The sequence below is a fragment of the Alphaproteobacteria bacterium genome (assembly GCA_019746225.1).
In the GTDB taxonomy this organism is placed as follows: domain Bacteria; phylum Pseudomonadota; class Alphaproteobacteria; order Paracaedibacterales; family VGCI01; genus VGCI01.
This window is the reverse complement of record JAIESE010000020.1, coordinates 56,614-80,934: the sequence shown is the minus strand read 5'-3', so window position 1 is coordinate 80,934 and position 24,321 is coordinate 56,614. Positions and strand designations below refer to the sequence as shown.

Below are 24,321 nucleotides of genomic sequence, written 5' to 3'. Positions count from 1 at the left end.
CCAGTTCTTTATAGGATGTTCCAAGGCCTATGATAACGCTTACGAGTTCCATAAAGTGGTCTGGAAAATATTGCTTATAATATTTTTTACTCTCCTCAAGAAGAGCAACAGCCTTTGTGTAATTCCCTAATTCTTTATGAACGCATCCCAGCAAGCTTAAATCACGTGCAATGCCAATGTGGTTTTGTGGGAAGTGCATTTTATAGGTTTGGAGGCCTTTCTCTAAAATGTCTTTGGCTTTAACATAATCCCCCAAACTTCTATAATTATAGCCAAGATAGCTGCCAGTTCTTTCTGTATTTTTCTGTTTGGCTGGAAACTGGTTCGTTAAAATTGGATGTGATAAATCAATAAAGATTTTGGTTATATTTTCTTGATTATCCTCACCATCTTCTGAATATCCTTTTAAATTTTTCTCCAAAGCATCTTTGGCTTTACTCATTTCATTTAGTTCTAAATAAGCCCCTCCAAGGCGTCCCAAAACCCAAGCCACATTTGTATGGTTAAGGGGGAGGTGTCTTTTATAAAGATGGAGGCTTTCTTCAAGAAGCGTTTTAGACTTCTCTAAATAACCAAGTTCTTTATAAATGCTACCAAGCTCCATCAAAACACGAACCAAGTCCCTATTATCAGGGGAGTGCTTGGTATAATAATCTTGACTTTCCTCGAGAAGCTCCAGAGCTCTTGCGTAATTTCCCAACCCCTTATGAACATATCCTAAGTACCCAAGGGCTCTTGCGATACCGAGATGATTATCCGGCACATGTGTTCTATAAAGGTGAAGAGCTTCTTCTAACAAACCTTTTGCTTGATCATTATTTCCCAAATTATTCTGAATGTATCCAAGGTTGGCATAAACAAAACCAAGATCGCTCCCCTTTTGCGAAAAATGATTAAGTAATATCGTCTGACTGTCTTTTAAAAATTTTAGTGCCCCCTTAAAATCACCAATTTCTCTATAGATGTTTCCAAGATAGGCAAGAGCTCGGGAGGTTAGCAGCAGGTCTTGTGAATCGTTCCCTTCCAAGTCTTTTAGAGTGTGCTCAAGAAGTTGCTTGGCTCGTCCATAATCACCGAGGTACCCATATGTCCAACCCAATCCGATTTTAAGAGAATTCATCATGGGGACGGGAATCACCTCCCCGTTTTCAAGAAATGATTCGCAAATGGCGGTGAGAGGAATGAGTGTTGGTGCATATTCCTTTTCAATCTCTTGACTTAAATAAGTATTGAGTGTGTTAGAAATTTCGAGGATGTGACCCTGAACTTCCTGCGGGGGGATTTTCTTCTTCAGATAAGCGAGGGAAATTTTCTGAATCGTTCGATGCATCGATAAGGTTGATTGAGGGGAAGATGCCAACGTCTCATCTTCAGATACAAGAGAGGATTTCTTTGCTTGGTAAATAAAATTATCGACCGCAACAGAGTTCTGATGGTGTGTGAGCAATTCTCTTGGGATGTTTTGAGAATTAATTAAAGATATAAACAATAGAAGGTCTGCAAACCCTTCATTTTCCTTCAAAAGTTTATCTAATGTAAGGGCAACAATATGAAGACGATTTATTTTGTATGAACCGGAATCTACCAAAATGCTATTTTGTAGGTCAATAAAATCAGCTTTTGATTCGGACAAATTCTTTACGTATTGCTCATAAGAAATATTTGCCGTCATAAGGTATTTTGCGGCAAGAGATATATCTAGAGGATAAGGAGGGACCTCCTCTAAAAATTTCAAGAGACGCATTTTTTCTTCAGAATTTGAGAGTGATTTTTTCCCTGACATTGTGAGAAATAGGGACAATCTTTCTGATTCATTCAGCTCTCCAATCTCAACTGTGTGCTGAACGATACTGTTCATTTGTATGTTTCGATCCCTCGATGTTAACAAAACACAGCCAACTCCCCAGGCGTCTTTGTCATTGGGTATATAGTTTTGGAGGGCGGGAAAGTTCTCGATATTGTCAAATATCAAAAACCAGTTCGGATGATGCCTTAGTTTTTCCTTGATAAATGTCATGAGTTTTTCTTCTCGAAACTCATCTCTTTTTAACTCATCTAGCTCTGCTAAGGCTTTCACATCGGATTCTGAATTATAGATCGCTCGAGCGAATCTTTCGAAGGATTTTATTAAAGTGTCTTTCGTTTCAGCATTGATTTCCCAAATAATTTCTGAAGAACTCGAACGGGCAAATTGACGAGCCAAAGTAGTTTTCCCTGAGCCACCGATACCCTGTAGCAATGTTGTTTGAATTTTATTGGGGGCGTTAAAACTCTCCTTAATCTTTAAGAGTAATTTTTGACGTTTCAGAAGATGGTCTTCTGGGGGAAGATATAGCTCAGAAATTAATCGGGTGGGGGCTGCTGCATTAGTGGGTATATTTTTCCAGAAGTTGACTAATAAAAGTGACGTGACACAACCTAAAATCAACATTCCAATCAAGATCGCACAGGAGGAATTTTTGGAAAAGGTCTTTCTCAGCTGAGATGAAAATCTTAAAGAAGCGCTGAACCTCCTCTCCTGGTGTTTTGTATGGTTCTGATTTTTATGAGATAAATGGTGCTTAACAAAATCACCAAACAACGAATTAAGCAGACTCTTTGAAAAAAACACCTTAAGGACGGAGAGGAATAAAGTGAAATAGTCATCGAAATGAACAGTTTCAACAATTAATGTATTATAACATATGTTTTTTAACGCATCTGGTGGCAAAGCTGACTCATCTAAAAAAAGAGTCGAAATTTCATTATTTGTAGTGGCATTCACCCCTTCGATTTTAAGGAGCGTGCCTTCTTTGTTTTGGAACAAACTTTGTAGCTGGCTTCCTGCTTCACCCACATTGACAGATGTGAGTTTGAATTTTGCTGATTTCAAATGCTTTTTCAAATGAGCTAATTCTTCCAAATGATCTTTGGACGTCCAAACATATACAGCGGTTTCTGTCTCAGATGGTTCGGGTAGTTTTTTCAACAAATCCTCAAATAGGATTTCTGCAATAAGACGGGTATGATAAGTTTTTAAGGTATGATATTGGGGAGACTTTTCCACAAAATCGATAATGCTTTCTCGAGAGTTGCAAGACAGTTTTTGCATGATGCGTGCGCAATGGAACTCAACTGTTTTGGGAGAGATATTCAAAATAGAGGCTATTTTCTTAGCAGATCGTCCACTAATCAAAAAAGAAATGACTTCAATTTCTCGACGAGAAAATGCTATATCATTAATCTTTGTTAAGTCATGACTATATATTTTATGCGAATTCAGCATGTCATTAATTTGCTTTTTATTTTCATATGATAAAGAAGAACACACTATATTATTTATCTAAAAAAGTCAAATGGTTGAGAAAAAGCCTTATGGATTCCATAAGGCTTTTCTAATATCAAATTATTTACATACGTGAAGCTCCAAAAAACTTCCGAGTTGAATCCCATATCAGGTCGAGTTTTTCAGGATACTTATATTTTGGGTCGAGTTTACCTGTGTGATCGACCGCAACCCCTTCGATAAAGGTCCCTCCAAACACAACATCGTAAGGCCCATAATGCTTTGGAAAACTATAGAATGAATCTGTGCAATTCAAGCCATCAGGGGTTTTTGTCTCTTCCCCATAGGTTAGGATCATACTGTTTTTGACACTTAATTCCTTGGTTGGCTCTTGATCTTTTCCCATGATTAGATGACCCAGAGTTGGACGGTAGGAATCACGCATTTGTCTTCTCTCTTTCATATCTGCTGCGCGTATCCCTGCACAATTAAAGATCACTGAGTCTTCAATCTCAGAGAACTCTGTTATGAGCCGTTGCGTTAATGGAATTTGAAATTTCCTGAAGAGTTGGCCATAAAATTGCTGGAGAACGGAAGGTGTATTCACAAAAATACCATCTTCATAACAAACAAGATCATGGGATACTTCTGTGTCGAGTATTTGCAATTTTATATCTTTGGCGGGGCGCATCACGCCAGCCGTAACATATGGTTCTAGCCCAGAATTTTCTCGATCCCCTGTATAATAGGGAACGGGCATGACAGATTGCCCATTGTCCGCGTTGATAAATGGATGGCGCCCTGCAAGCGCATCTCGATATCCTTTGTAGGCATTAACGCCGAATTGATCTACAAGGACTTGGAATTCGGGAGAGTTTTGCATTGACACTGGGGCAATGAGGCCCCCTGCATTAAAGGAAGTTATCCGTTCCAAGCTCTCAGCAATGATATGGAGGTTTTTAAAGCCCTCTTTTTGCAGATGGAGAGCAGTCAATGAGCCTACCCACCCTGCGCCCAGCACAGTTATAGGCGTTTCTCTGCCCCTTTTTAATGTTGGAAGGACCTCGGTTATAAACTTTTGTATTTGATATTCAACGGCCCCTTCCGAAAGGGTGATCCCTGATCCCCCGAAACCACTTGTGGAAATAACGTGTTTTCCCCCAATCACTTCAGAACTCATATCCAAGGATCCTGAAAAGACAGGGCGGACACAATACACTTCCTCACCTCTGTTCGTATCTTCCAGTTGTGGCGCTGTAAAATAATGTACCGGCCGTTCTTCCGTTCCCTCAGAATTCATAGCCTTGAGGGCATAAGAATTTAAGAGAGAAAGAGTAACGGTGAAAATAATTTTTGAAATATTTTTATTAAATACTATCATATAAACTGTTCCTTTTTAATAATTAACAAACGATAACTCTTCATGTTTTCGAGAGTATCGATTGGATGGTTATTAAAAAGGGAGGACAGAAACTACCCAGGGAATTCCCTAAAAGCCCGACCTAGGTACATTCCCTAGGTCGGCTAAAACGTTTTGTGTTGGATAGGAGTGTAAGTTAAATGGTCGGACTAGGAGCGCTTGGGATTTTAAAGAGGGTGCTAACTCTGTCATTGCGAGGAGCGAATGCGACGTAGCAATGACGTAATTATTTGAATAACTTTCGCTATTATGTTGAAGCATACCATCTCCCACTCTTGTCTGAGTGAGGCACTACTCTTTGTATCCATAAAATTTTCTGGCTTTTCCCCAAACGGCATCGAACATTTCGGGATAGTGGTTTTGAGCCAACTCCCCTTTCTCATTCACAGAAACGCCAGGGATATAGGTCCCACCGGTGACAAACTGATAAGTGTCATCTCCAGAAGTATAGCTTTTTGGAAACCCATAGTAGGATGTATGGCAATACTTGCCATCCAAAGTACTTTTTTCTCCAGCGGCAATGATCATACAATTTTGGACACTTTTTTCCTTGGTTGGCTCTTGATCTTTTCCCATAATCAAGTGACCTAGGGTGGGTATGTAGGAGGCTCGGTTCTTCCTTCCGGGCATGTCTGCGGCGCGCACACCGGCACAGTTAAAGATCACAGGACTCGAGATATCCCGAAAATCTGTAACCAACCGGTTTATGAAAGGAATTTGAAATTTGCGAAAGAGGAGATCGTGAAAGTGTTGAAGCACCGAAGTCGTGTTAACAAATATGCCCTCTTCGTAGCAGAAAAGGTTATGAGAAAGACCCGTTTCGAGAATTTTCAACCTCACATCAATTGCGGATTTCATGATACCGGCTTTAACGTAAGGTTCTAAACCTTCGGATTTTTCATAAGTATAATAGGGAAGCCTACGGACAAAATCTCCATCTGATGGAATAAAGGGATGACGCTGGTCATCAAGGCCAAGGGCGTGTTGGAATTTTTGGTACGAATTGATCCCGAATTCAATGGCGCGTGTTCTCTCAAACTCAGACGGAAATTGGCCCATACTCGTTAAAACAAGTCCTCCTGCCTTGAAGGAAGGAATATCGGATAGATTATCTGCAAAAACTGTAAGGTTCTTATACCCCATGGCGTAGAGCTTGAGCGCAGTCAATGAGCCGATCCAGCCTGCCCCTAAGACCGTAATAGAGGTCTGTCTCTCTATGTCTAATTTCATAAATTGTTCTAATTGGTAGTCAACGCCACCCTCACCGATGGTTATTCCTGATCCGCCATAACCACTATTGGTAAAAACCAGTTTCTCCCCAATTTCTTCCTTAGTTATATCGAGAGCATCCTTATAGACTGGGCGAACACAAAGCACCTTCTTGCCAATGTTTTCTTCTTCCAGTTGAGGGGGAGAAAAATAATGAACGACACGTTCAGCTTCCATCGCATTGAGATAGTGGGGACTGAAGAAAGAAAGCGTCACTGCAAACAAGGTTATAAACGTAGTCTTATGATCCATAAACATAAATTCCATTCGTATTTGTAAAGCAAATTTGAAAAACAAACTGTATATTATTTAAAGGGAAAAGTCAATTTATCAAAAAGGGCAATTTAGTAGTTCATTATCATTTGATTTTTTGGTAAAGAAAGGGATTTATACTTTCTAGTCAGAGGCCATTGCAGATACGGAAACTTCTTTTCTGGTCCAGAATCTCCAACGAAACCCTTTTTTGGTCATGACAATGACGTTCCCGATCAGAACAAGTGCGCTTCCAATGACGGCTTCGGGCGTCCAAATCATGTGCTCCGCATAGCCAGAAATGCCCATGGCGATGATGGGAATGAGAACAAACACGTAGGCGCTTTTCTCAGGGCCGATGCGGGTCACTAAGGTCAGATAACATAAAAATCCAACCACCGTTCCAAGGGTTGCCAAATAAAGAAGGGAGGACACGTAAGTCCAAGAGGTGTCAAAGCCCGGCGCTTGTCTCAAGAGAAGCGCGACTGTAACCATATAGAAGGTTCCATAAGCAAATCCCAACGCGTTTGTTTGAACCAAGGGCAGGCCCCGTCTTTCATTGAGCATCACAACAATTTGTCCCAAAGAAGCGCTGTAGGCCCCGGCAACGCCCAAGACGACACCGCCAAAGATGTACCAAAAATCTTTATCAGAGAGGCGGATCACTTCCGCCCAAATGATGCACGCAAGACCAGAAAGGCCAACAATGGCCCCAAGCACCGTTCGGAGTTCAATAGGGTTGCCAAGGAAAATCCTTCCATTGATGATGCTCATCACCATGATGCTTGCAAACAAGGTGGCCACAATGCCGCTGATAAAATAATCGGTCGCAAAGTAAAACAGGACGTAATTCAGAAAATAGGTGAAGAGGGCTTGGGTGGCAATCCACCGATGCTCAGTGCGCGTAAAGGAAAGCGTCCGCTTGGTAAGAATGCAGTAGGCAATTAAAAGAATGGCTGCAATACCAAAGCGATACACAAGAGACCATAAAGGCAACACCACGCCCAATTGCAGCTTGATGGCGAGCCATGTGGAGCCCCAAATCAGAGCGGTGATGCTAAACAGAATGAGGTTCATGAGCACTTCCCCTTTCCTTAAACGTAAAGAGTCTTCTGAGATGTTTCAAGGAAATAGAGGAAACTTCAAGGTTTTGGGCTGAGGATTGTCATCAGGCTTTCCGTGATGAATTTCTGATAATCTTTCCGTCCCTTTTCTGTTTCAAGAAATTTCACCTTATCCATAAAACCATTGGAAGCCATGGACAAAACGACATAAAATATCACGTCGGGTTTGAGGTCGCTTCGGATTTGTCCTGATTTTTGAAGGGCATGGATGTGTGTATCTAGACCGACAAAGGCTTTGCTGTTGACGAACATAATTGCCTCGTTATCGGGTTCCAGGCGTTGCCATTCCATCAAGCGTATTAGCTTGGGATAGTGCGCATAAACATGAAATCGAAAGGGAATAAAGACGTCCAGGAACTGTTTGAGAGTAGGGTGCTTGAAGTCAAGGTCCTCTAGCTGGTTTTGACTCGCCTCGTTCAAGATGCGTTCTTTCACAGCTTTCCATAAGTTTTCTTTATCTTTGAAGTGATGATAAATCAGGCTTTTATTGATTTTGGCATCGTCCGCCACATCGTTAATGGAGGTGCCCTTAAAGCCTTTCTGTAAGAAATGCCGTTCAGCACTGTCTAAAATGAGTCCCGCTGTTTTGTGATTTTCTACCTTTGGACGTGCCATTTTCCTCTCCTTCACATCTTGTTTACCACAAAACTGAACGATTGTTCAATTTTTTTGTTGACATTGGATTTTAACCAGATTAATTAATTGAACATTCGGTTAATTCAAGCCGGAAATTAACAAACTTGGAGAATAGAAATGACGATGAAAACATCTATAACACTTAATACAGATACAGGAAGGACTGCGAAGAATCATTCGCCAGAGCAAAGTCTTGTGACAAAGATTGTGAGAAATTTGATGGTAACAGGATTTACGCTTGGTGTGTTGAGCTGTCCAAAAGCAATGGATATCTCGCTTAATCAGAAACCGGATCAAGTGGTGCGACGGGTCGCCTATGGGTACCTTCCCGCAAGGGCGCTTCATGTAGCGTCAGAGCACAAACTTTTTGATGTGCTTCAAGACGGAAAGCCAAAAACAGCGGCAGATATAGCATCTGGAAAGGGTTTCAAAGCAGAGTCCGTGAAGCGTCTGATGCGCGTTCTTGCCAATCATCAGATTGTGACTATGAATGATGACGAGACCTTTTCATTGAATGAAAATTCTTCGCTTCTGATCAGTACGGCTGAGAACTCTCTGCAACCAGCAATTGCAAAAGAGTCGGATAAGAAGAGGTGGGAAGCTGTAGGGCAGGTTGGTTTGGCTTTGACGAATGATGACTCCCCTTTTGATCAACTGAATGGGATGGATTATTATGCTTACCTTGAACAAAACCCGAAAGCCATGGAGCAGTTTAATAAGGGGATGAGAAACTTTTCTGAACGAGAAGATGATGAAGTCTCTCGGGCGCAAGTTTTCAAAGGGCATAAAAGTTATTGCGATATTGGCGGGGGAACGGGAGGTCTCTTATCGCGGGTGCTAGGGCAGAATCCCAATTTGGAGGGGATCCTTTTCGATCTTGCGGGAACAGTTAAAGACTGTACTTTGCCAAATGTAAAAATGATTGGCGGAAGCTTCTTTGAAGTGGTGCCCGCGGCGGATGTTTATACCATTAAACGGGTCCTTCATAACTGGAAGGATGAGGATTGCGTGACGATTTTGAAAAATACACGGACTGCTTTATCAGACCAACAAAATGGACGAATTTTCGTAATTGAAAAGGTCTTCCCCAAAACTGTGGATGGCAGTCTTTTGATTGATTCGGACATCATTGCCCTGGCCATGGGCGGGCAAGAACGTACGTTGAGTGAGTTCATCAAAATCGGCAAACAAGCAAAGTTAGAATTAGATGATCAAATTACTCTTGCAACGGGGGTTTCGATCCTGGTTTTTAAACCGTTTCAGTGAAGTATGTGTGGGGGAAAGTGAAGTAATGGGGGAACCTAATTCACTTTCCCCTTGTCATTTTTGGGATAATTGCCTAAGAATAAAAAGGATTTTACATAAATTGTGGAGACTAATCTTGGCTACTTTATTCAACAAAACTACAGGATTGGTCTTAATGCTCCTGGTGGCATCTTCGTCTTGGGTTCTTGCAGAAGAAAAGAAAGCCCCGGCGTCTACAAAGTCCTCAGCAAAAGCTCCTGAAAAGGCTCCTACTGAGGTACCTGCTGGGAAGTCCTCATCTTCGGATGCCAAAGGATCTGAAAAAGCTGAAGCACCACCAACAGCATCCCAAGCGGGTTGGTTTATTGGTTTTCGGGGTGCTTATGTTCCAAGTCTCGTTCTCGAACTTGGCTATCATTTCAACAACACATTTAAATTACGGATGATTGCTGCAGGGTTGGTGCGCTCCTATAGAGCTTATTATCTGGATGGTCAAACCTATGACAGGATCCGATTTAAACCTCAAAAACTTGGACTAATGGCCGACTGGAATCCTTGGAAGAATGGCTTTCGGTTCAGTGGTGGTATTGCTTATAACGGCGATCGGATGCAAATGACCCATACGGTTACGGGCACGCTCCTGGGGCAACCGGCAAGTGTGTATGGAACCATCACAGCGAACTATAAATATCGCTGGGCGATCGTGCCGTATCTTGGGATTGGATATGACACCGGCTCTCTCGGGTGTACGGGGATCAGCTTAAGCGCAGACGCAGGGTTTTGGTTCCAAGGAAAAGTGCGTCCACGGGTTAGTCTCACAGGCACCGGACGAAACATCGAAACGGTGGTCAACACGGTCAAAGAGCATACGGCCTATTTGATCAATAGTCATAAAATGTGGCGCAATGTCCCCATGGTCTCCCTTGGCATCCGGTATAAGTTTTAGGGGCTTTAGATAGTATCCCTTCTTTATTTTTCAGATACGTTTGAGAAATTTTGTGTTTTCTGTGTTCAATTGATGGGGAAATTGGTATTTAATAGTAGGTAATGCTAAAGTATATTTTTCACCGTTTGTTGCTCATCATTCCCACGTTGTTTGGGATCATGCTGATTAACTTCATCATTGTTCAAGCGGCCCCTGGTGGCCCGGTTGAGCAAGTGTTGGCTAAAATTCGCGGACAATCATCAGATGTGGATATGCGCCTTGGCGGCGGTGGCCAAGCGGAGGGGCATATGCCCATGGCTGGTACCGGGGGGTACGAGAGTAGCTATCGCGGCGCTCAAGGAATTGACCCGGCTTTTATTAAGGAGCTCGAAGTCCAATTTGGCTTTGATAAACCGGCCCATTTGCGCTTCATCCACATGATTAAAAATTATCTGACCTTTGACTTTGGACGCAGCTATTTTCGCGATCAGAGCGTTATATCTCTACTCGGGGAAAAATTTCCTGTCTCTCTTTCTTTGGGGTTGTGGACCACGCTTCTTGTCTACCTGATCTCCATTCCATTGGGTGTCTTAAAAGCCGTTCGGGATGGGTCCACCTTTGATGTATGGACAAGTGCTGTCATCGTGGTTGGGTATGCGGTTCCTTCTTTCTTGTTCGCGCTCTTTCTCATCCTACTCTTTGCCGGAGGAAGCTTCTGGAGTGTTTTCCCTTTGCGTGGACTTATGTCGGACAATTGGGAAGAGTTGACCGCCTTTGGAAAAGCAACAGATTACTTGTGGCATTTAACTTTGCCCGTGTTGGCCATGGTCATTAGTGGATTTGCGAAGTTGACGTTGTTGACTAAGAATTCCTTCCTCGAAGAGATTAACAAACAATACGTGATCACGGCCCGAGCGAAGGGGTTAAGTGAACGGCGCGTTCTTTATGGACATATATTCCGCAATGCCATGTTGGTGGTGATTGCAGGATTTCCCACCGCATTCGTGGGGATCTTGTTTACCTCAAATCTTGTGATTGAGGTTTTATTCTCCCTCGATGGAATGGGATTGCTGGGCTTTGAGTCTGCCATGAATCGCGATTATCCCGTAATGTTTGGAACTTTATATATGTATACCCTGGTGGGGATGTTTTTCCATCTCATCGGTGATTTAGCCTACATGCTGGTTGACCGGCGTATTGATTTGACAGCGAGTCGAGCATGACCTTTTCACCCCTCACGCAAAGGCGCATTGCCCAATTTAAAGCCAACCGACGGGGCTATTGGTCGTTGAGGATTTTTGGGGTTTTATTTTTTATCATTATGTTCTCTGAATTTATCGCCAACGATAAGCCCATCGTCGTTTCCTATGAAGGAAAGTGGTACGTACCCATTTTTCAGACCTATCCGGAAACACAATGGGGTGGAAAATTTCAAACCGCCACCAATTATCGCGATAGTTATGTGCAAAAACTCATCGAGAAAAAAGGGTGGATGATTTTCCCGCCGATCCCCTTTCACATCAGCACCGTGAACTTTAATTTAAAGGTTCCCGCCCCTTCGCCACCTTCTCTCGACAACTGGTTGGGCACGGATGATCAGGGGCGCGACGTGCTTGCCCGGCTTATTTATGGTTTGCGTGTGTCCATTTTCTTTGGGTTGATTCTCACCTTATTCTCCTCAATCATCGGGGTCATGACGGGTGCGATTCAGGGGTACTTTGGCGGACGGGTTGACCTTATTGGTCAGCGCATTATTGAGATTTGGAGCGGGCTGCCCATCTTGTTCCTGCTCATTATCTTGTCCAGTATGATTGAACCTAATTTTTGGATGTTGTTGGGAATCATGCTGATCTTCAGCTGGATGGGTCTGGTGCCGGTTGTTCGTGCTGAATTCTTCCGCACCCGGTCCTTAGATTATGTCCGCGCAGCGGAAGCTTTGGGCGTGCCCACTTGGCGCATTATGGGGCGTCACATTTTACCCAATGCCATGGTGGCGACGTTGACGTATCTGCCGTTTATCTTGAACACATCCATTACGACCCTGACCACGTTAGATTTCCTCGGCTTTGGATTGCCACCGGGCTCCGCCTCCTTGGGAGAGTTACTAACCCAAGGGAAGAACCATGTTCAATCGCCGTGGCTCGGGCTCACGGCCTTCTTCTCCCTCGCAATTCTCTTGAGCCTCCTCATCTTTATTGGGGAGGCGGTCCGCGATGCGTTTGATCCCCGTAAGGTCATGGCCCGATGACATTATTAAAAGTTGAAAACCTCTCTGTTCATTTTCACAGTCGCAACCAGCCCCCGACGGAAGCCGTCAAGAACATCTCTTTTTCCCTGAAGCAAGGGGAAACTTTGGCGTTGGTGGGGGAAAGTGGGTCGGGTAAATCGGTGAGTGCGTTATCGATTCTGGGTCTTCTCCCTTATCCCATGGCCTCTCATCCGACCGGATCGATTCTGTTTGAAGGACAGGAGTTGTTGAATGCGCCCGAGGCGGATTTACGAAAAATTCGTGGTCATGACATCGGGATGATTTTCCAAGAACCGATGACAGCTTTGAACCCTTTACACTCTCTCGAAAAGCAGATTGCAGAACCACTCCTGATTCATAAAGGCATGACGAAAATCCAAGCCAAGGATCGCGTTGTGGAGCTGCTTCATCTGGTTGGATTTGCCGATGGGGTGAACCGACTCCAAGCCTATCCTCATCAATTATCCGGGGGGCAACGTCAGCGGGTAATGATCGCCATGGCCTTGGCGTGCGAGCCAAAGCTCCTCATTGCGGACGAGCCTACGACCGCTTTAGATGTCACCATTCAAGCGGGTATCCTTGATTTAATCCGACGCTTACAAGAGCAGTTCAAGATGGGGTTGTTGTTGATCAGCCATGACTTGGGCATGGTGGCCAAAATGGCGAAGACGGTTGCGGTCATGCGGGAAGGCGAAGTGGTTGAGCAAGGGCTCACCGCAACGGTATTGAAGAAGCCGAAGCACCCCTACACCAAACATCTTCTTGCCTGTGAACCCAAAGGCCATCCCACCCCTGTTCCGAAATCACGATCGCCAATTTTAACGACGACGGATATTGAAGTCACTTTTAAGGGCCAAAAAAAGTCATGGATTACGCGCGGGTCGGCTGATGTAAAGGCGGTCGATGGTATATCGTTTTCGGTCGTCTCAGGAGAGACCGTGGGGATTGTGGGCGAGAGTGGCTCCGGCAAAAGTACCCTTGCTTATGCGGTCTTGCGCCTTGTTGAATGCAAGGGTGACATCGATTTTTGCGGCGTCCATCTTCAAGGACTGTCCCGAAGGGCGATTCGCCCGATGCGCCCCCAAATGCAGATCATTTTTCAAGACCCCTTTAGCTCTTTGAATCCCCGACTTTCCGTTGGTCAAATCGTGGCGGAAGGTTTGGAAATTCATCAAAAGAATCTCGACCGGAAGGCCGTGGATAAACAAGTGCAGACCATCTTGCAGGAAGTTGGATTGTCGCCGGAAGCCCGTCACCGTTACCCCCATGAGTTTTCAGGGGGCCAGAGACAGCGCATCGCCATTGCCCGGGCCCTTATTCTCAAACCAAAGTTGTTGATTCTTGATGAGCCAACATCCGCGCTCGATCGGTCCATTCAAGCGGAAGTGATTGAACTTCTTCGCGATCTTCAAAAGCGGTATCACCTCGCCTACCTCTTCATCAGCCATGATTTGAAAGTGGTGCGGGCCATGAGCCATCGCATCATCGTCATGCAAGAGGGCCGCATCGTGGAAGAAGGGGAGACTGAAAAGCTCTTCACGAAGCCCAAACAAATTTACACAAAAACCCTGATCCACGCGTCGTTCGATATCTTGCCAAGTTAAGGGGCGAGCTCGGGGGTTGGCGGGATAATTCAATAATTTCAATTAGTTGTGTCAGTATTCCCCCTCTATCCGTTCGTCCTTGAGCGTGGGAATGGGATCAATGATCCCATTCCGAAGTCGAAGGATCGCGGAGAAGGGTTGAAATAGTTCAAAACCTTATGTCATTGCGAGGAGCGCCTGCGCAACGTGCAGGCGGGACGCGGCAATCTATGTATTTGACTCATTCCATCTATGAGACGCTGTTGGAGATTTTGAATACATGGATTGCCGCGCTTCGCTCGCAATGACGGATTTTTTTCTAATTCCGAATGTGTGGCTTTTTTTAGTACCCCATCTTGGTGATAAAATCGAAATCCTGGGGAAGATCTTCATTGGTTAATATAATGTTAATAACTTGAGTGTAATCATGAAAACATAATAAGCCGAAGGAGAGGATGAAGAATGGACGGTGGTTTAGAAATTGAAATTGCTTTACGAAACGCAGTAACAAATCAAAAAGATTTCTTCCGATTTGCTGATACAGCTAGAGCTGTAGCAAGGGAATTAGGTCTTAATGACAATGATCGAGATAGAATATATAAGGCTTTAGCTGAATCGATTGTTCAATGGGAGAACTTGGGCACTTAGAATGGGGATACTTAAAGATACTATTTCTATAATAGTGGGATTATTGATAGTCTTTGTATTAGTTAATTGGTTGGGTCATAGATCTATCCCTATCGAAGAAGTGCATCTTGTTGCATATCTAGCTGAAAGTAAAACTTTTTCAGATCAGATTTTAAGGGATATTCCTTCATTGCAAAAAAGTGAAAGAGAAACCTTAAAAACATATTATGACCCGGCTCAACGAAGTATTAATTCATTGATTGGTACGATCATTTATTGTCATAAAAATCACAATGACTGCATGGAAGAAATTAAGCCTATTTATGAAGATTTTAAAAAACAATACTCAAAATTACATAGCATTCGAAACATGCCAAGTGTAACAGAATCAGTCGGTGGTGGAAAACCTGAGATTCCTTCTAGAAGCCTTTCTTCAAGTCAGTCAATAGATCTTCTCAAAGATATGGAGAAAATCATAAATCGTCCTTATGAAGAAAGTGCAAAGGAATTGAGGCAATACGAATGGAAGTTGTTTCCTAATTTATCAACGAGCGATTCCCCCTCCCTCACCCCAGCGCCACAAGGCGTACCGCGCGTATCCCAATGAAGAAGCAGAAGAGGCTGACCATCACGCTGGACACTGCGTAAAAGATGGCGTGGGCGGGGAGGTCTTTGTCGACCAATAAACCAAACTCGAGGGCGAAGGCGGAGAAGGTGGTGAATCCCCCGAGGAATCCTGTGGTGAGGAACGAGCGCATCGGGGCTGAAAGGGCGCCATAAAACGCCATGGATTCCAAGACGACGCCCATCATCAGACACCCGATTGCATTCACCAAAAAAATCTGGAGGGGGAAGTGGGTGAAGGCGGTGGCGGGCAGGAGGCGGCCTAACCCAAATCGGGATAGGGCGCCGAGCGCGCCGCCGAGTCCAATCGCGATATAGGTGGTGAGCATCGTGGGTTCTCCTCTTCGGTTATTGATATAAGCTTTGCTGGAATTGGAGAAGGCGTCAACAGGATTTGAGAGAGGTTGAAATAGTCATAAATAATTTACCCCTCACCCCCGTCATTCGTGTCGAGCGGATCTGTTTCCCAACCCTTCCGATAACAGGCTAACGGTGAGTGTATTGAGGCTCACACCTTCTCTTTTTGCCATATCGACGAGTTTGTGATGAACACTTTTTGGCGTTCTAACAACCCATCTTCCACTGTAATCTTCATCGGTAGAGGGGAGAGGGATGGGGCGGCCGAGATCGCGCGCTGTCTCAATCCAAGACGTAATCGCATCTTGTAAATTATGAATCGCTTCTTCAATAGTCTCGCCATCAGCAATACATCCGTTAAGATCTAAGGCTTCGGCAAGATAACCGCCACCCTCTTCTTCTGAGAGATGACGAACCGTAAATGGATAGTCATTCATCGCCAGTAGCTTTTTGTCTGCCTTACTCATATCTCTATAGTATCACATATAGTACTATTGTCAAGAATTTCAATGGGGGTGGTGAAATAGTTCAAAACGTTATGTCATTGCGAGGAGCGCCTGTGCACCGCACAGGCGGGACGCGGCAATCTATGTATTTAATTTTTCAACTTATGAGAGGCGCCAAGAATTTTTGAATACATGGATTGCCGTGCTTCGCTCGCAATGACTGAATTTATTTGCATATATGGGGGATCGTAATGATACCTGTAGGAAGTAATGCTGAATCCAACCCCTAAAACCCAAGCCCCGCAATAATAGTGGGCAGCTCATCAGATCCATACGGCTCAGCGGTTCCAAAATTCAAGATGGAGTTTGGCCAGGCAGCGTCGGCTTTATAGCGGGCAATGATGTGGATATGGAGTTGGCGGACCTTATTTCCCAAAATTTCGATATTCATCTTATCTGCGTCATATTTCTGATGCATGAGCTTTGCGATCGTGCCAATTTCTGACCACAACAGTAGCTGGTCCGTATGACTGAGATCAAACACTTCCACAAGATTCTCTTGTCGCGGAATCAAGACAAGCCAGGGAAAGCGGCGATCATTTTTCAGACGAACCTGACACAGGGGCAGATCATGAACCAGGATCGTTGATGCGTCCAGTTGGGGATCTAAGGTAAAATTGCGTGCAATCATTTGAGGTCTCCTCTGGGGATTATAGAGAGAAAAACACGCGAGCGCTAGTCAGCGTATCCCTCTCCATCGGTGAGAGAATTGCGGAACGATTTGAATGAAGGTGGAGTTAGATTTTTAGCTCTTCTCGCGTCGACAATTTGACACGCATCTCGGGAATAGTTGGAATTGACAAGGGGGTATATTCTGCCCGCCGCATGACCATGCGGACCTCTGGGTCTTTGGGAAAGCCTTTGCCGCCGCCTCGGGTCATCCACGTTGTTCGCCCCAGGCCGAATTGACGGTTGAGGAGAGTCGGGGCAATTTCTTCCCGGTGCACCGCAAACGTGACATCCACCGTTTGACCCAAACCAATATAGAAATACGTCAGGTCCCGCAATGCTGTAAATTCCAGAGCTGTTTCTTGTTGAAAGCTGATGTATTGCTTATAGGTCAGTGGCGGGATATGAAGCGCGATGCCGGTCGTCTGTTGCCAAGATCGCTGCCCGAGCACGGCCGATTTCCCCAACACTTGATGCTGCGCCAGCTCCCTTACCCCAATGCGCGTCCAATCCTTTTCTGGGGGCCTTTGCCATCCCCCTTGAAACTGCGACACGACAATCGGCAAACCAAAGTAAGACCGCAACATGCGCTGCAACCCAACCATAGATCGCGGGCGCTTCCAAAAGGCGGGAGCAAAAGAGAGCAATGCTTGATCCGAAACAGCCAATCGATTGCGTAACGGCTCCGACTCGATTCCGACCAAATCTAAGAAGACTTTCCCGGCGGGCGTTTTGTCTGGGCGCACTTGCGCAATCCCTAAGACAATTTTTTTGCGCATGCGATGCCAAAAACTTGCCAGGCGATGATTGAACATATCGAGGAAATCTTTAAAGCTCGTGTCTTTATGACGCAAGCGCTCCATCAGGAGTTCCGTATAGGGCGTGGGTAGGGGTCCTTGTATGCCCGCAAGGCCAACGAAATTTACGGTGAGAACAGGTGGTTTGTCGGTTTCGGAAAGGGTCAAACTTTGAATGTCTGCGCCCGAAGGAGACAACGTCACGCGCGATTCAATACTCACCGCCTCTTTTAAGGGATTGGAGCCTTCACCCAAGGGGTGAGCTTCCGGGCGCATTTTTTCCAACAACCGAATCGCTTGATGAAAATCAAACTCATAGGGTGTTTTTTCAATTTGCTCTTCTAAAGAAGAATCTGTTCGCCGGGCAACGGTTGCCATCTCATCCACTCACCTTTACGTCGGGGGCTGTAAAGTACAACCTCGACAAACGAATTTAAGGACACCTGTAAGGCAAAGAAATACCGTAAGACTGAGCCCATCAAAAAGATGCTGCTCCCGGCCAATTCTTCTTCATTCATGGTCAAGGAAACCTCAACGCCTGGAATAAATCCGCGCCAGGCTTGATCACCCACGCGCCGGACAATTGGCTTCGCCGAAAGCGCTTGGATGGCATTAATCTCCCCATGGCGATAAATCGATTCTGGACCGGCATAAAGCCGCAGCATTTCCTTGAGAGCCTCCAAAGATGACTCTCCTTGCGTCAAGGAGAGATGATTCACGGACAGGTGAGAGATCAAGCGCCACAGAGTTTCGCCGTCCGTTGGGGAATGAACTTGCGAAACTGGCTTATCCAAGCACACGATTTGAGCAATGGGGGCGCGATCTTCAATTTGCATCAAGGTTCCTGCCGTCATCTGGTCCGCCAAATAGCGATTGGTACACAAAGTTTCCCCATATATGGTTTGAACAGCAGGCAACTTGGGATTGAAGTCGAGGTCGACAAAGGTCAAAAACATTTCTGTACCGGGCATATTTTGTTGCAACGAAGCGGCCCGTCTGGCAATCCAAAACGAGGTGTTGTTCGCATCGGGTCTGAGCTGAGTGGTTTTGTGATTAAAAGAGAAATAAGGTTGAAACTCGATCGGATCTGGTTGGCCCTCTACAGTCGCCATAATCCGATTAATACTATAAATCTCCGTCGTTCTCTCCCGACGCTGATCAGGCACCAACCGATATTCAGTATGCCGATGATCCAGGCGAAGGGGATCTGTTGTCCGTCGAAAGAGGTTCACCATGGGTGTGCACCCTAACAGAAAATTCCGGGGATGAAGCTTAATGTTTCCAACGACTTCCGTATCTTCTATGGCAATAAGGAGATCCAGTTCATTCCCCACCCCTGCGGTAGAAATATTTTCAACGGTGAAAAATAAGTACTTTTCCGGAAAGTGAAAATATTCCTGAATCAATTGGTAAGCGGGGTGGGCATGACCCGGGTGGGGCAAAATCAAATGATTATCATCAAACCCCACAGGTGTTATGGATGGCATGGGTAACGGGGTAGCCGTCTGTTGATCTGTCGACACCAAAACATGGGGGGTATGTTGCCCAAATATTGCCCCATACATCTCAAAAGTGAGCAAGCGATCTCCATTGAGATGGAAGGAAAGCCTCTTTAAGGCGAGATCGGAAAAAAGGAGCCCTTCCTGGGCTTTGAGGCGAATGCGCAAATACCAGGGGACTTTTGGCCCATATCCTTTAATGTCATAAGCATCCTTTTGGACAAAGTCCACGTGGGTTACGGAAATTGGCCACAAAGTAATGTCATAAACAGTTCGAAACCGACAGGAGACGCCTTCTTCCGCATTTGTAAACAACGGCGTTTCCTTGGGGATAGGAAACCCCGTCGTCAAGGATCCTTTGGTTGCATCCGCTTCAAAATGAGCAATGGCCATGGCGGGTATCGGATTGATGAGCTGCGGATACAACACGCCCAGAAGGGCCGCTGATATCTGGGGCAACCGATCATCGATTTCCTGACTGAGGCGGGCTGTGAGAAAGGCAAACGACTCGAGAAGACGTTCCATATGCGGATCCGGCGACTCCTCAAGGTTTATCCCTAGTCGGCGAGCGATTTTGGGGTGCTTGTTGGCAAAAATCCCCCCCGCCTGACGCAAATAGGTCAGCTCCCGGTGGTAATATGTCAGAAAAGGATCTTGCGTGCCCCGAATCAAATTTCTGCCCTTCTATCTATAATTTTAATTAAATTATAGGCAGGGCTTCCCATAAAGCGGAAGAGGGTTTTATTTCCGAAGCCACCAGGAGGGGGCGCACCCTTAAAAAGGAATGATGGATCTGAGCTTGGTTAAGGCAATATCATCACAGTCAGTGCGTAAAAATCTTACTTTTGTTAATTTTGACGAATAAAATATTTTTTTCATAAAATCTATGTTAACTTCGTTTGATAAATGACTTATGTGGATGACAGAAATGGAACATTTAAAGAATACAATATATACGCTTGTTCTTTTTTTTATATGCACCTGTTTGTCTAAGGCAACAGAAGAAGAGAATTTTCTTAGTAACATAAGAAATAATATACCGAGTTGTTATAAAATTTCTAAAGTTGAAATAGGCCACATCCCCCCTCAACACACGAGCCTTACAATACATTTTCCTGGAACACGCCCCCAAGACGAAGTCATTTCAAATCCTCCAAAGGTTTCGGAATGGGAATTTTTATATCCATTTCTTATTAAGAATTCACAGTGTTACCTTGAAACTTTGAGGGATGATGAGCCAATCGATGCTCCCTCTTTATCCTGTTTCACCCGCTATTCAAGCGGCTCAAGGGCGGTAGATAATATTTTTGATTATTTTACAAAAGGGAATTGTGAAGCTGGAACTTACAAGATGAAGATCGATTTCGAAGACGATGGGGAGGGTGAGCACCCCCCCTTAAAACTTAAGGTCACCTTCACGAAATTGTCGTGATATTCTTTTAAAATTACTTGAGTGAACCTTGGAAATTCAAAGCGCTGAATAATATTCTGGTATCTTTAAGAAGTACCTGTGCGTGCGCTCTCAGCTTTGTTAAAATATCACGCCAATAGTTTGCATCTACAATGAGAGAATCTTTGAAAGTTACCTCCTCAAGGCTTCCTCCATGATCTCTTTGATACTCTAAAGCTTGAATTTTCTCCGTTAATGTCGCCTTCATTTCTTTTTCTACTGTATCAAGGATTTCTTCTTCAATTTTCAAAAAGGGGATAATGCTTGGAGTGAATATAATATGAAAATTGAAATTTCTATCGACACTATAGTCCTCAAACTTAATAGCATATTGCAAAAAATCCCCCACACCCGATTTTAAACGATTTAGGATATCATCTGTATATTCTGAATCAGAAGGCTGATATTTTTTTACAAGGGTTACCGCTTCTTCATTTCTTCCACAAAATTCATCAAATAGTTTTGGATTAATAATTATTCCATAATATCTATCTTTTACAAACAAATAAGATAAGACTTTTTTTAATTTTCTTAATAACATTTTATCTTCTAAGTTATTTATTATAAACGATTCTTTATCTTCTTCTGATAATTCTACTTGATCATTTCCAAATATATCATCTGAGTTTATTTCTGTTCTCCCGTACTGAATTTCATCTTCGCGTCTCTTAATTACATTCTGGGTTTTATAAATGTAGAATCTCAATGTATTTTGAAAATCATCAAACCTTGAATTTCCATAAATTTCAATATGTCTCAAATTCAAAAAACTATTTGAAAGAAAATCGAAGATAGATTCCATATCTATATGTGAATATTGTCCTTCTTTTGTTTTTAATTTTATTCCTTTATCAACATTAATTGTAACCCCATACAGTTTGTAAAAATACTGTTGAGCGATTTGAGGTATATTTAGGAACGCCCGAAAAAAATTCTCGGTCGCCAATGAGATAAAATGTTCTATTTTATGGATATTTTCTCCCCTTACCTCACAAAGACTTCTTCGAACATCTTCGGATTTTACATACAAAAATGTAAGAAAGGCTCTTGATATTTCTCTCTCAATTTGAGTGCGATTGAAGTAATCTCTTTTTGCTTTAATATCCTCTATTTCCTTATTAAACTTTTCATTTGGAATTGGGACGTTAATTCTGTCCTGCCCTTCATGAACGCACTTCATTTGCGGCTTTTCACTCGTGATTTTTAGGAGTGAAATATGCATCCTGGAAAGGCGTTCTTGCGTATGCGGGTCGACTTTGTATTGCAAATGCTTTGAGAGCAGCAGATTTTCACCCTCGGTCACTTGCCCATCAAAGGTTGGTTCATTCAAAAAGATGACGATATAGCGCCCTAAAGTCCCCACTGAATTGCAGGTAAATGTTGCCCTTTCTAAAACCCTCTTTATCTGAGATCTTTGATCTTCATCTGCCTCTTCGGCGCCTTTGAGTGTCATGTGAAAGGGGCGTGTTTCTCCCCATTCTTCTAAAGAATAATTGAGCACACTTCCCGGTTCTCTTTTTGATAATACTGCTTTTAGTACGGCAGATTTGTCCCCTTCCCCGCTATCCATTAATGTACTCTGGACGAACTTTTCAATCTCTTCCACACATTGTGGGTGAGGAAGAGCCGATAAGTATGGCTTCGTGTGGTTTTCGCTCGTATCAGAAGTTTGAAATTGCCTGGAAAGTTTTAAGCCTCGTTCAAAATCGGGATCTACCATGGGAATTTCATCAAAAACCAATTTGCGAGGAGAGCGCAAATTTAACTGTCTTCCCCCTTCTCGGACGTTGAGCGTATCTCTCAAAGGACTCCCATTTTCCCTCAAAGGGCTCGAGGTTTTTGTAGGAGATTTATAGGATGGCTTTGTAGGACTGTTCTCTTTACTTCCCCTTGGAGTTCCCATTGGAGTTCCCATTGGACTCATTATTGTTGATGCTATTCTTATCGCTTCACCAAAAAAGCCCTGCTGAGAAGGCATCTGGGGAGCATTTTCCATAGAATACATAGGTGCAGTCACTAGGGGGGTGAATATTCCAAAATACAGAATATAACTTGCCTTTAAAATACATTGGTATCTTAACATATTTAATTATCACTTTTTTATAAATTTTTATATATTGAATTTTGTATTTTTATATAATTATAAAACACTATATTAAGTTATAATTTGTAAAACTTATAAACAGAACAGTCAACAAAATTTAATTTTTTAGTTAATAAAAAAATATATTTAATATACAAAATAAATTTTAATAAATATGAATTTTTTATAAATGAAATTGTGGGTTTTATCTAATTAAGGTGTTCGAATTTTTTTCTTTAATGATTTAATTCGTTTAACTCTATGGGCATAGGATGTTTCAGATATTTTTTCTCACGCATTTAACGCTTCCACAAGCTTCCTTTAATAGTCCCAATAAGATCATTGTGAGCTAAGATTTCATCAGGCGTGGCCTGGTGGGGACGTGCAGATCGGGAGGGTCGCAATGTTGCCACGGCATTTCCGGATTTTTCCAATACTTGTTCAGTGGATGGCTTTCCCCCAAAAGAAAATGCCGTCTGACGCCCCCCCACAAGTTCAAGGTACACTTTGGCTAACAATTCGGAGTCCACCAAGGCTCCGTGCTTTGAGCGACTACTCAAGTCAATTTCAAAACGACGGCACAAAGCATCAAGACTCGCCGGGGATCCTGGGAATTTGGCTCGGGCAATTTTCAAGGTATCCGTTGCCCGGTGGGGTAAAAGAAGGGGGTGGTTTAAGCGCCCGAGCTCTGAATTTAAGAATTTTAGATCAAAAGAGGCATTGTGAATAACGAGCTTATCATCACCGATAAACTCTAAAAATTCCTCTACGATCGCGGAAAATAGGGGAAATGGTTTCAAGAATTCTGTCTTGATACCACTGATGGCGGAGGCTTCTTGGGGCACATCTCGTTCAGGGTTAATATAGGTATGATAGACCTTACCTGTGGGCAGATAATTGAACAACTCCACACAACCGATTTCGATAATTCGGTGGCCATCTGCGGGGTCGAGTCCTGTGGTTTCTGTGTCTAAAACAATTTCACGCATCTTGAAGTTTCTCTTTACTTATTTCAGTGATTATTTTGTCAAGTTGTTGAAAAGTATTTCTCTTTGAGAGTCCGGATTGAATTTCATATGTAGCCCTCGCTCTTTTTTCCTCACTGGTCCATTGGCGACGCAAGATATGCTGGATTCGCGTCTCGTTCAGATCGGCACGCCTTAATAAACGTTCCTGTTGAATCGCGGGAGGGGCATAAATCACAGCTGTATGAGTACAAAGCTCATCCCAACCCACCTCAAACAATAATGGCACATCCAGCACACACAAAGGAACCTTTAGATGTCGCATTTTTGCAAGAAACTGAAGGGCAAGGGAAAAAGCGCGTTCATGAATGAGGCGCTCTAAAGTGGAGAGGCACGCCTCGTCTTCAAAGGCGCGGCTGCGTAAAAGAGATCGATCAATCTTCCCTAAGACCATGACTTCAGGATAGAGGGTTCTAATTTCTGCAATCAGGTCGAGATCTGTGGCCAGAAGGTCCCGCACACCCTGATCCGCATCCCATACAGGAACATGAAAGACAAGGCGCAACATCTTAGTGACTGTTGACTTTCCCATCCCCATCGACCCCGTTAGACCTAAAATGATCATGAAGTAAATCCATTTAGGAAAAAGTGGTTAGGTGAATAAATTAAGCGGTCATTGCGAGGAGCGAAGCGACGCGGCAATCCAGGGGCAACAAAAAGAATCATGTAGTTCATATTTAAATACATGGATTGCCGCGTCGCTTCGCTCCTCGCAAT

Annotated in this window: 21 protein-coding genes; 8 read left to right on the top strand and 13 right to left on the bottom strand. The window is 43.7% G+C overall.

The features are described from left to right. The 5 genes from K2Y18_04035 to K2Y18_04015 all read right to left on the bottom strand — a co-directional run. Positions 1-3,265: tetratricopeptide repeat protein (locus K2Y18_04035; protein MBX9804907.1), on the bottom strand; the 3,265-nt coding region annotated here is incomplete at its 3' end. Positions 3,266-3,389: 124 nt separating this feature from the next. Next, the gene (locus K2Y18_04030) at positions 3,390-4,646 is read right to left on the bottom strand and encodes a hypothetical protein (GenBank protein MBX9804906.1); all 1,257 of its coding nucleotides are present in this window, start codon (positions 4,644-4,646) and stop codon (positions 3,390-3,392) included. A 330-nt stretch (positions 4,647-4,976) separates the two neighbouring features. Then, positions 4,977-6,206 (bottom strand): hypothetical protein, encoded by a 1,230-nt coding sequence (locus K2Y18_04025; GenBank protein MBX9804905.1) that lies wholly within the window; start codon positions 6,204-6,206, stop codon positions 4,977-4,979. Positions 6,207-6,350: 144 nt separating this feature from the next. Then, entirely contained in the window at positions 6,351-7,283 is a 933-nt protein-coding gene (locus K2Y18_04020) for a DMT family transporter (protein ID MBX9804904.1), read from the bottom strand. Positions 7,284-7,348: 65 nt separating this feature from the next. Continuing rightward, positions 7,349-7,945, bottom strand: a complete 597-nt coding sequence (locus K2Y18_04015) for a TetR/AcrR family transcriptional regulator (protein ID MBX9804903.1) — start codon at positions 7,943-7,945, stop codon at positions 7,349-7,351. Between the two features lie 138 nt (positions 7,946-8,083). Between K2Y18_04015 and K2Y18_04010 the strand changes: the two genes are divergently transcribed. From K2Y18_04010 to K2Y18_03980, 7 genes are all read left to right on the top strand, one after another. Next, complete coding sequence (locus K2Y18_04010) at positions 8,084-9,232, top strand: hypothetical protein (GenBank protein MBX9804902.1); 1,149 nt, start codon at positions 8,084-8,086, stop codon at positions 9,230-9,232. A 115-nt stretch (positions 9,233-9,347) separates the two neighbouring features. Next, positions 9,348-10,157 carry a hypothetical protein gene (locus K2Y18_04005; GenBank protein ID MBX9804901.1) on the top strand — a complete coding sequence of 270 codons (810 nt, stop codon included), beginning with the start codon at positions 9,348-9,350 and terminating at the stop codon, positions 10,155-10,157. Between the two features lie 101 nt (positions 10,158-10,258). Next, positions 10,259-11,359 carry a microcin C ABC transporter permease YejB gene (yejB, locus tag K2Y18_04000; GenBank protein MBX9804900.1) on the top strand — a complete coding sequence of 367 codons (1,101 nt, stop codon included), beginning with the start codon at positions 10,259-10,261 and terminating at the stop codon, positions 11,357-11,359. Next, a complete protein-coding gene (locus tag K2Y18_03995) occupies positions 11,356-12,384 on the top strand; it encodes an ABC transporter permease (GenBank protein ID MBX9804899.1) in 1,029 nt (342 codons plus the stop codon). The genes yejB and K2Y18_03995 overlap by 4 nt, the downstream gene beginning before the upstream one ends. Next, positions 12,381-13,988 carry an ABC transporter ATP-binding protein gene (locus K2Y18_03990; GenBank protein MBX9804898.1) on the top strand — a complete coding sequence of 536 codons (1,608 nt, stop codon included), beginning with the start codon at positions 12,381-12,383 and terminating at the stop codon, positions 13,986-13,988. The genes K2Y18_03995 and K2Y18_03990 overlap by 4 nt, the downstream gene beginning before the upstream one ends. A 441-nt stretch (positions 13,989-14,429) precedes the next feature. Then, positions 14,430-14,615, top strand: a complete 186-nt coding sequence (locus K2Y18_03985) for a hypothetical protein (protein MBX9804897.1) — start codon at positions 14,430-14,432, stop codon at positions 14,613-14,615. 1 nt (position 14,616) lies between these two features. Then, on the top strand, positions 14,617-15,201 hold the full coding sequence (locus K2Y18_03980; protein ID MBX9804896.1) for a hypothetical protein: 585 nt from the start codon (positions 14,617-14,619) through the stop codon (positions 15,199-15,201). Here the strand turns inward: K2Y18_03980 and crcB are convergent. From crcB to tssF, 5 genes are all read right to left on the bottom strand, one after another. Next, a complete protein-coding gene (crcB, locus tag K2Y18_03975) occupies positions 15,161-15,547 on the bottom strand; it encodes a fluoride efflux transporter CrcB (GenBank protein ID MBX9804895.1) in 387 nt (128 codons plus the stop codon). The two genes, K2Y18_03980 and crcB, sit on opposite strands and share 41 nt — an antisense overlap. 111 nt (positions 15,548-15,658) lie before the next feature. Beyond that, complete coding sequence (locus K2Y18_03970; GenBank protein MBX9804894.1) at positions 15,659-16,042, bottom strand: type II toxin-antitoxin system HicB family antitoxin; 384 nt, start codon at positions 16,040-16,042, stop codon at positions 15,659-15,661. Between the two features lie 265 nt (positions 16,043-16,307). Beyond that, positions 16,308-16,712, bottom strand: coding sequence for an HIT domain-containing protein (locus K2Y18_03965; GenBank protein MBX9804893.1), 405 nt, complete (start codon positions 16,710-16,712; stop codon positions 16,308-16,310). 106 nt (positions 16,713-16,818) lie between these two features. Beyond that, the gene (gene tssG / locus K2Y18_03960; protein MBX9804892.1) at positions 16,819-17,925 is read right to left on the bottom strand and encodes a type VI secretion system baseplate subunit TssG; all 1,107 of its coding nucleotides are present in this window, start codon (positions 17,923-17,925) and stop codon (positions 16,819-16,821) included. Further along, entirely contained in the window at positions 17,889-19,718 is a 1,830-nt protein-coding gene (tssF, locus tag K2Y18_03955; protein ID MBX9804891.1) for a type VI secretion system baseplate subunit TssF, read from the bottom strand. Before tssF ends, tssG begins: the two co-directional genes overlap by 37 nt. Positions 19,719-19,974: 256 nt before the next feature. On the opposite strand from tssF, the gene K2Y18_03950 reads away from it, so the two are divergent. Then, the gene (locus tag K2Y18_03950; GenBank protein MBX9804890.1) at positions 19,975-20,478 is read left to right on the top strand and encodes a hypothetical protein; all 504 of its coding nucleotides are present in this window, start codon (positions 19,975-19,977) and stop codon (positions 20,476-20,478) included. A gap of 13 nt (positions 20,479-20,491) precedes the next feature. On the opposite strand, the gene K2Y18_03945 is transcribed toward K2Y18_03950, so the two are convergent. The 3 genes from K2Y18_03945 to coaE form a co-directional block, all read right to left on the bottom strand. After that, a complete protein-coding gene (locus tag K2Y18_03945; GenBank protein MBX9804889.1) occupies positions 20,492-22,300 on the bottom strand; it encodes a hypothetical protein in 1,809 nt (602 codons plus the stop codon). A gap of 578 nt (positions 22,301-22,878) precedes the next feature. Beyond that, positions 22,879-23,568, bottom strand: coding sequence for a DNA polymerase III subunit epsilon (gene dnaQ / locus K2Y18_03940; GenBank protein ID MBX9804888.1), 690 nt, complete (start codon positions 23,566-23,568; stop codon positions 22,879-22,881). Beyond that, positions 23,561-24,169, bottom strand: a complete 609-nt coding sequence (gene coaE, locus K2Y18_03935; GenBank protein MBX9804887.1) for a dephospho-CoA kinase — start codon at positions 24,167-24,169, stop codon at positions 23,561-23,563. The genes dnaQ and coaE overlap by 8 nt, the downstream gene beginning before the upstream one ends. Between the last annotated feature and the right edge of the window lie 152 nt (positions 24,170-24,321).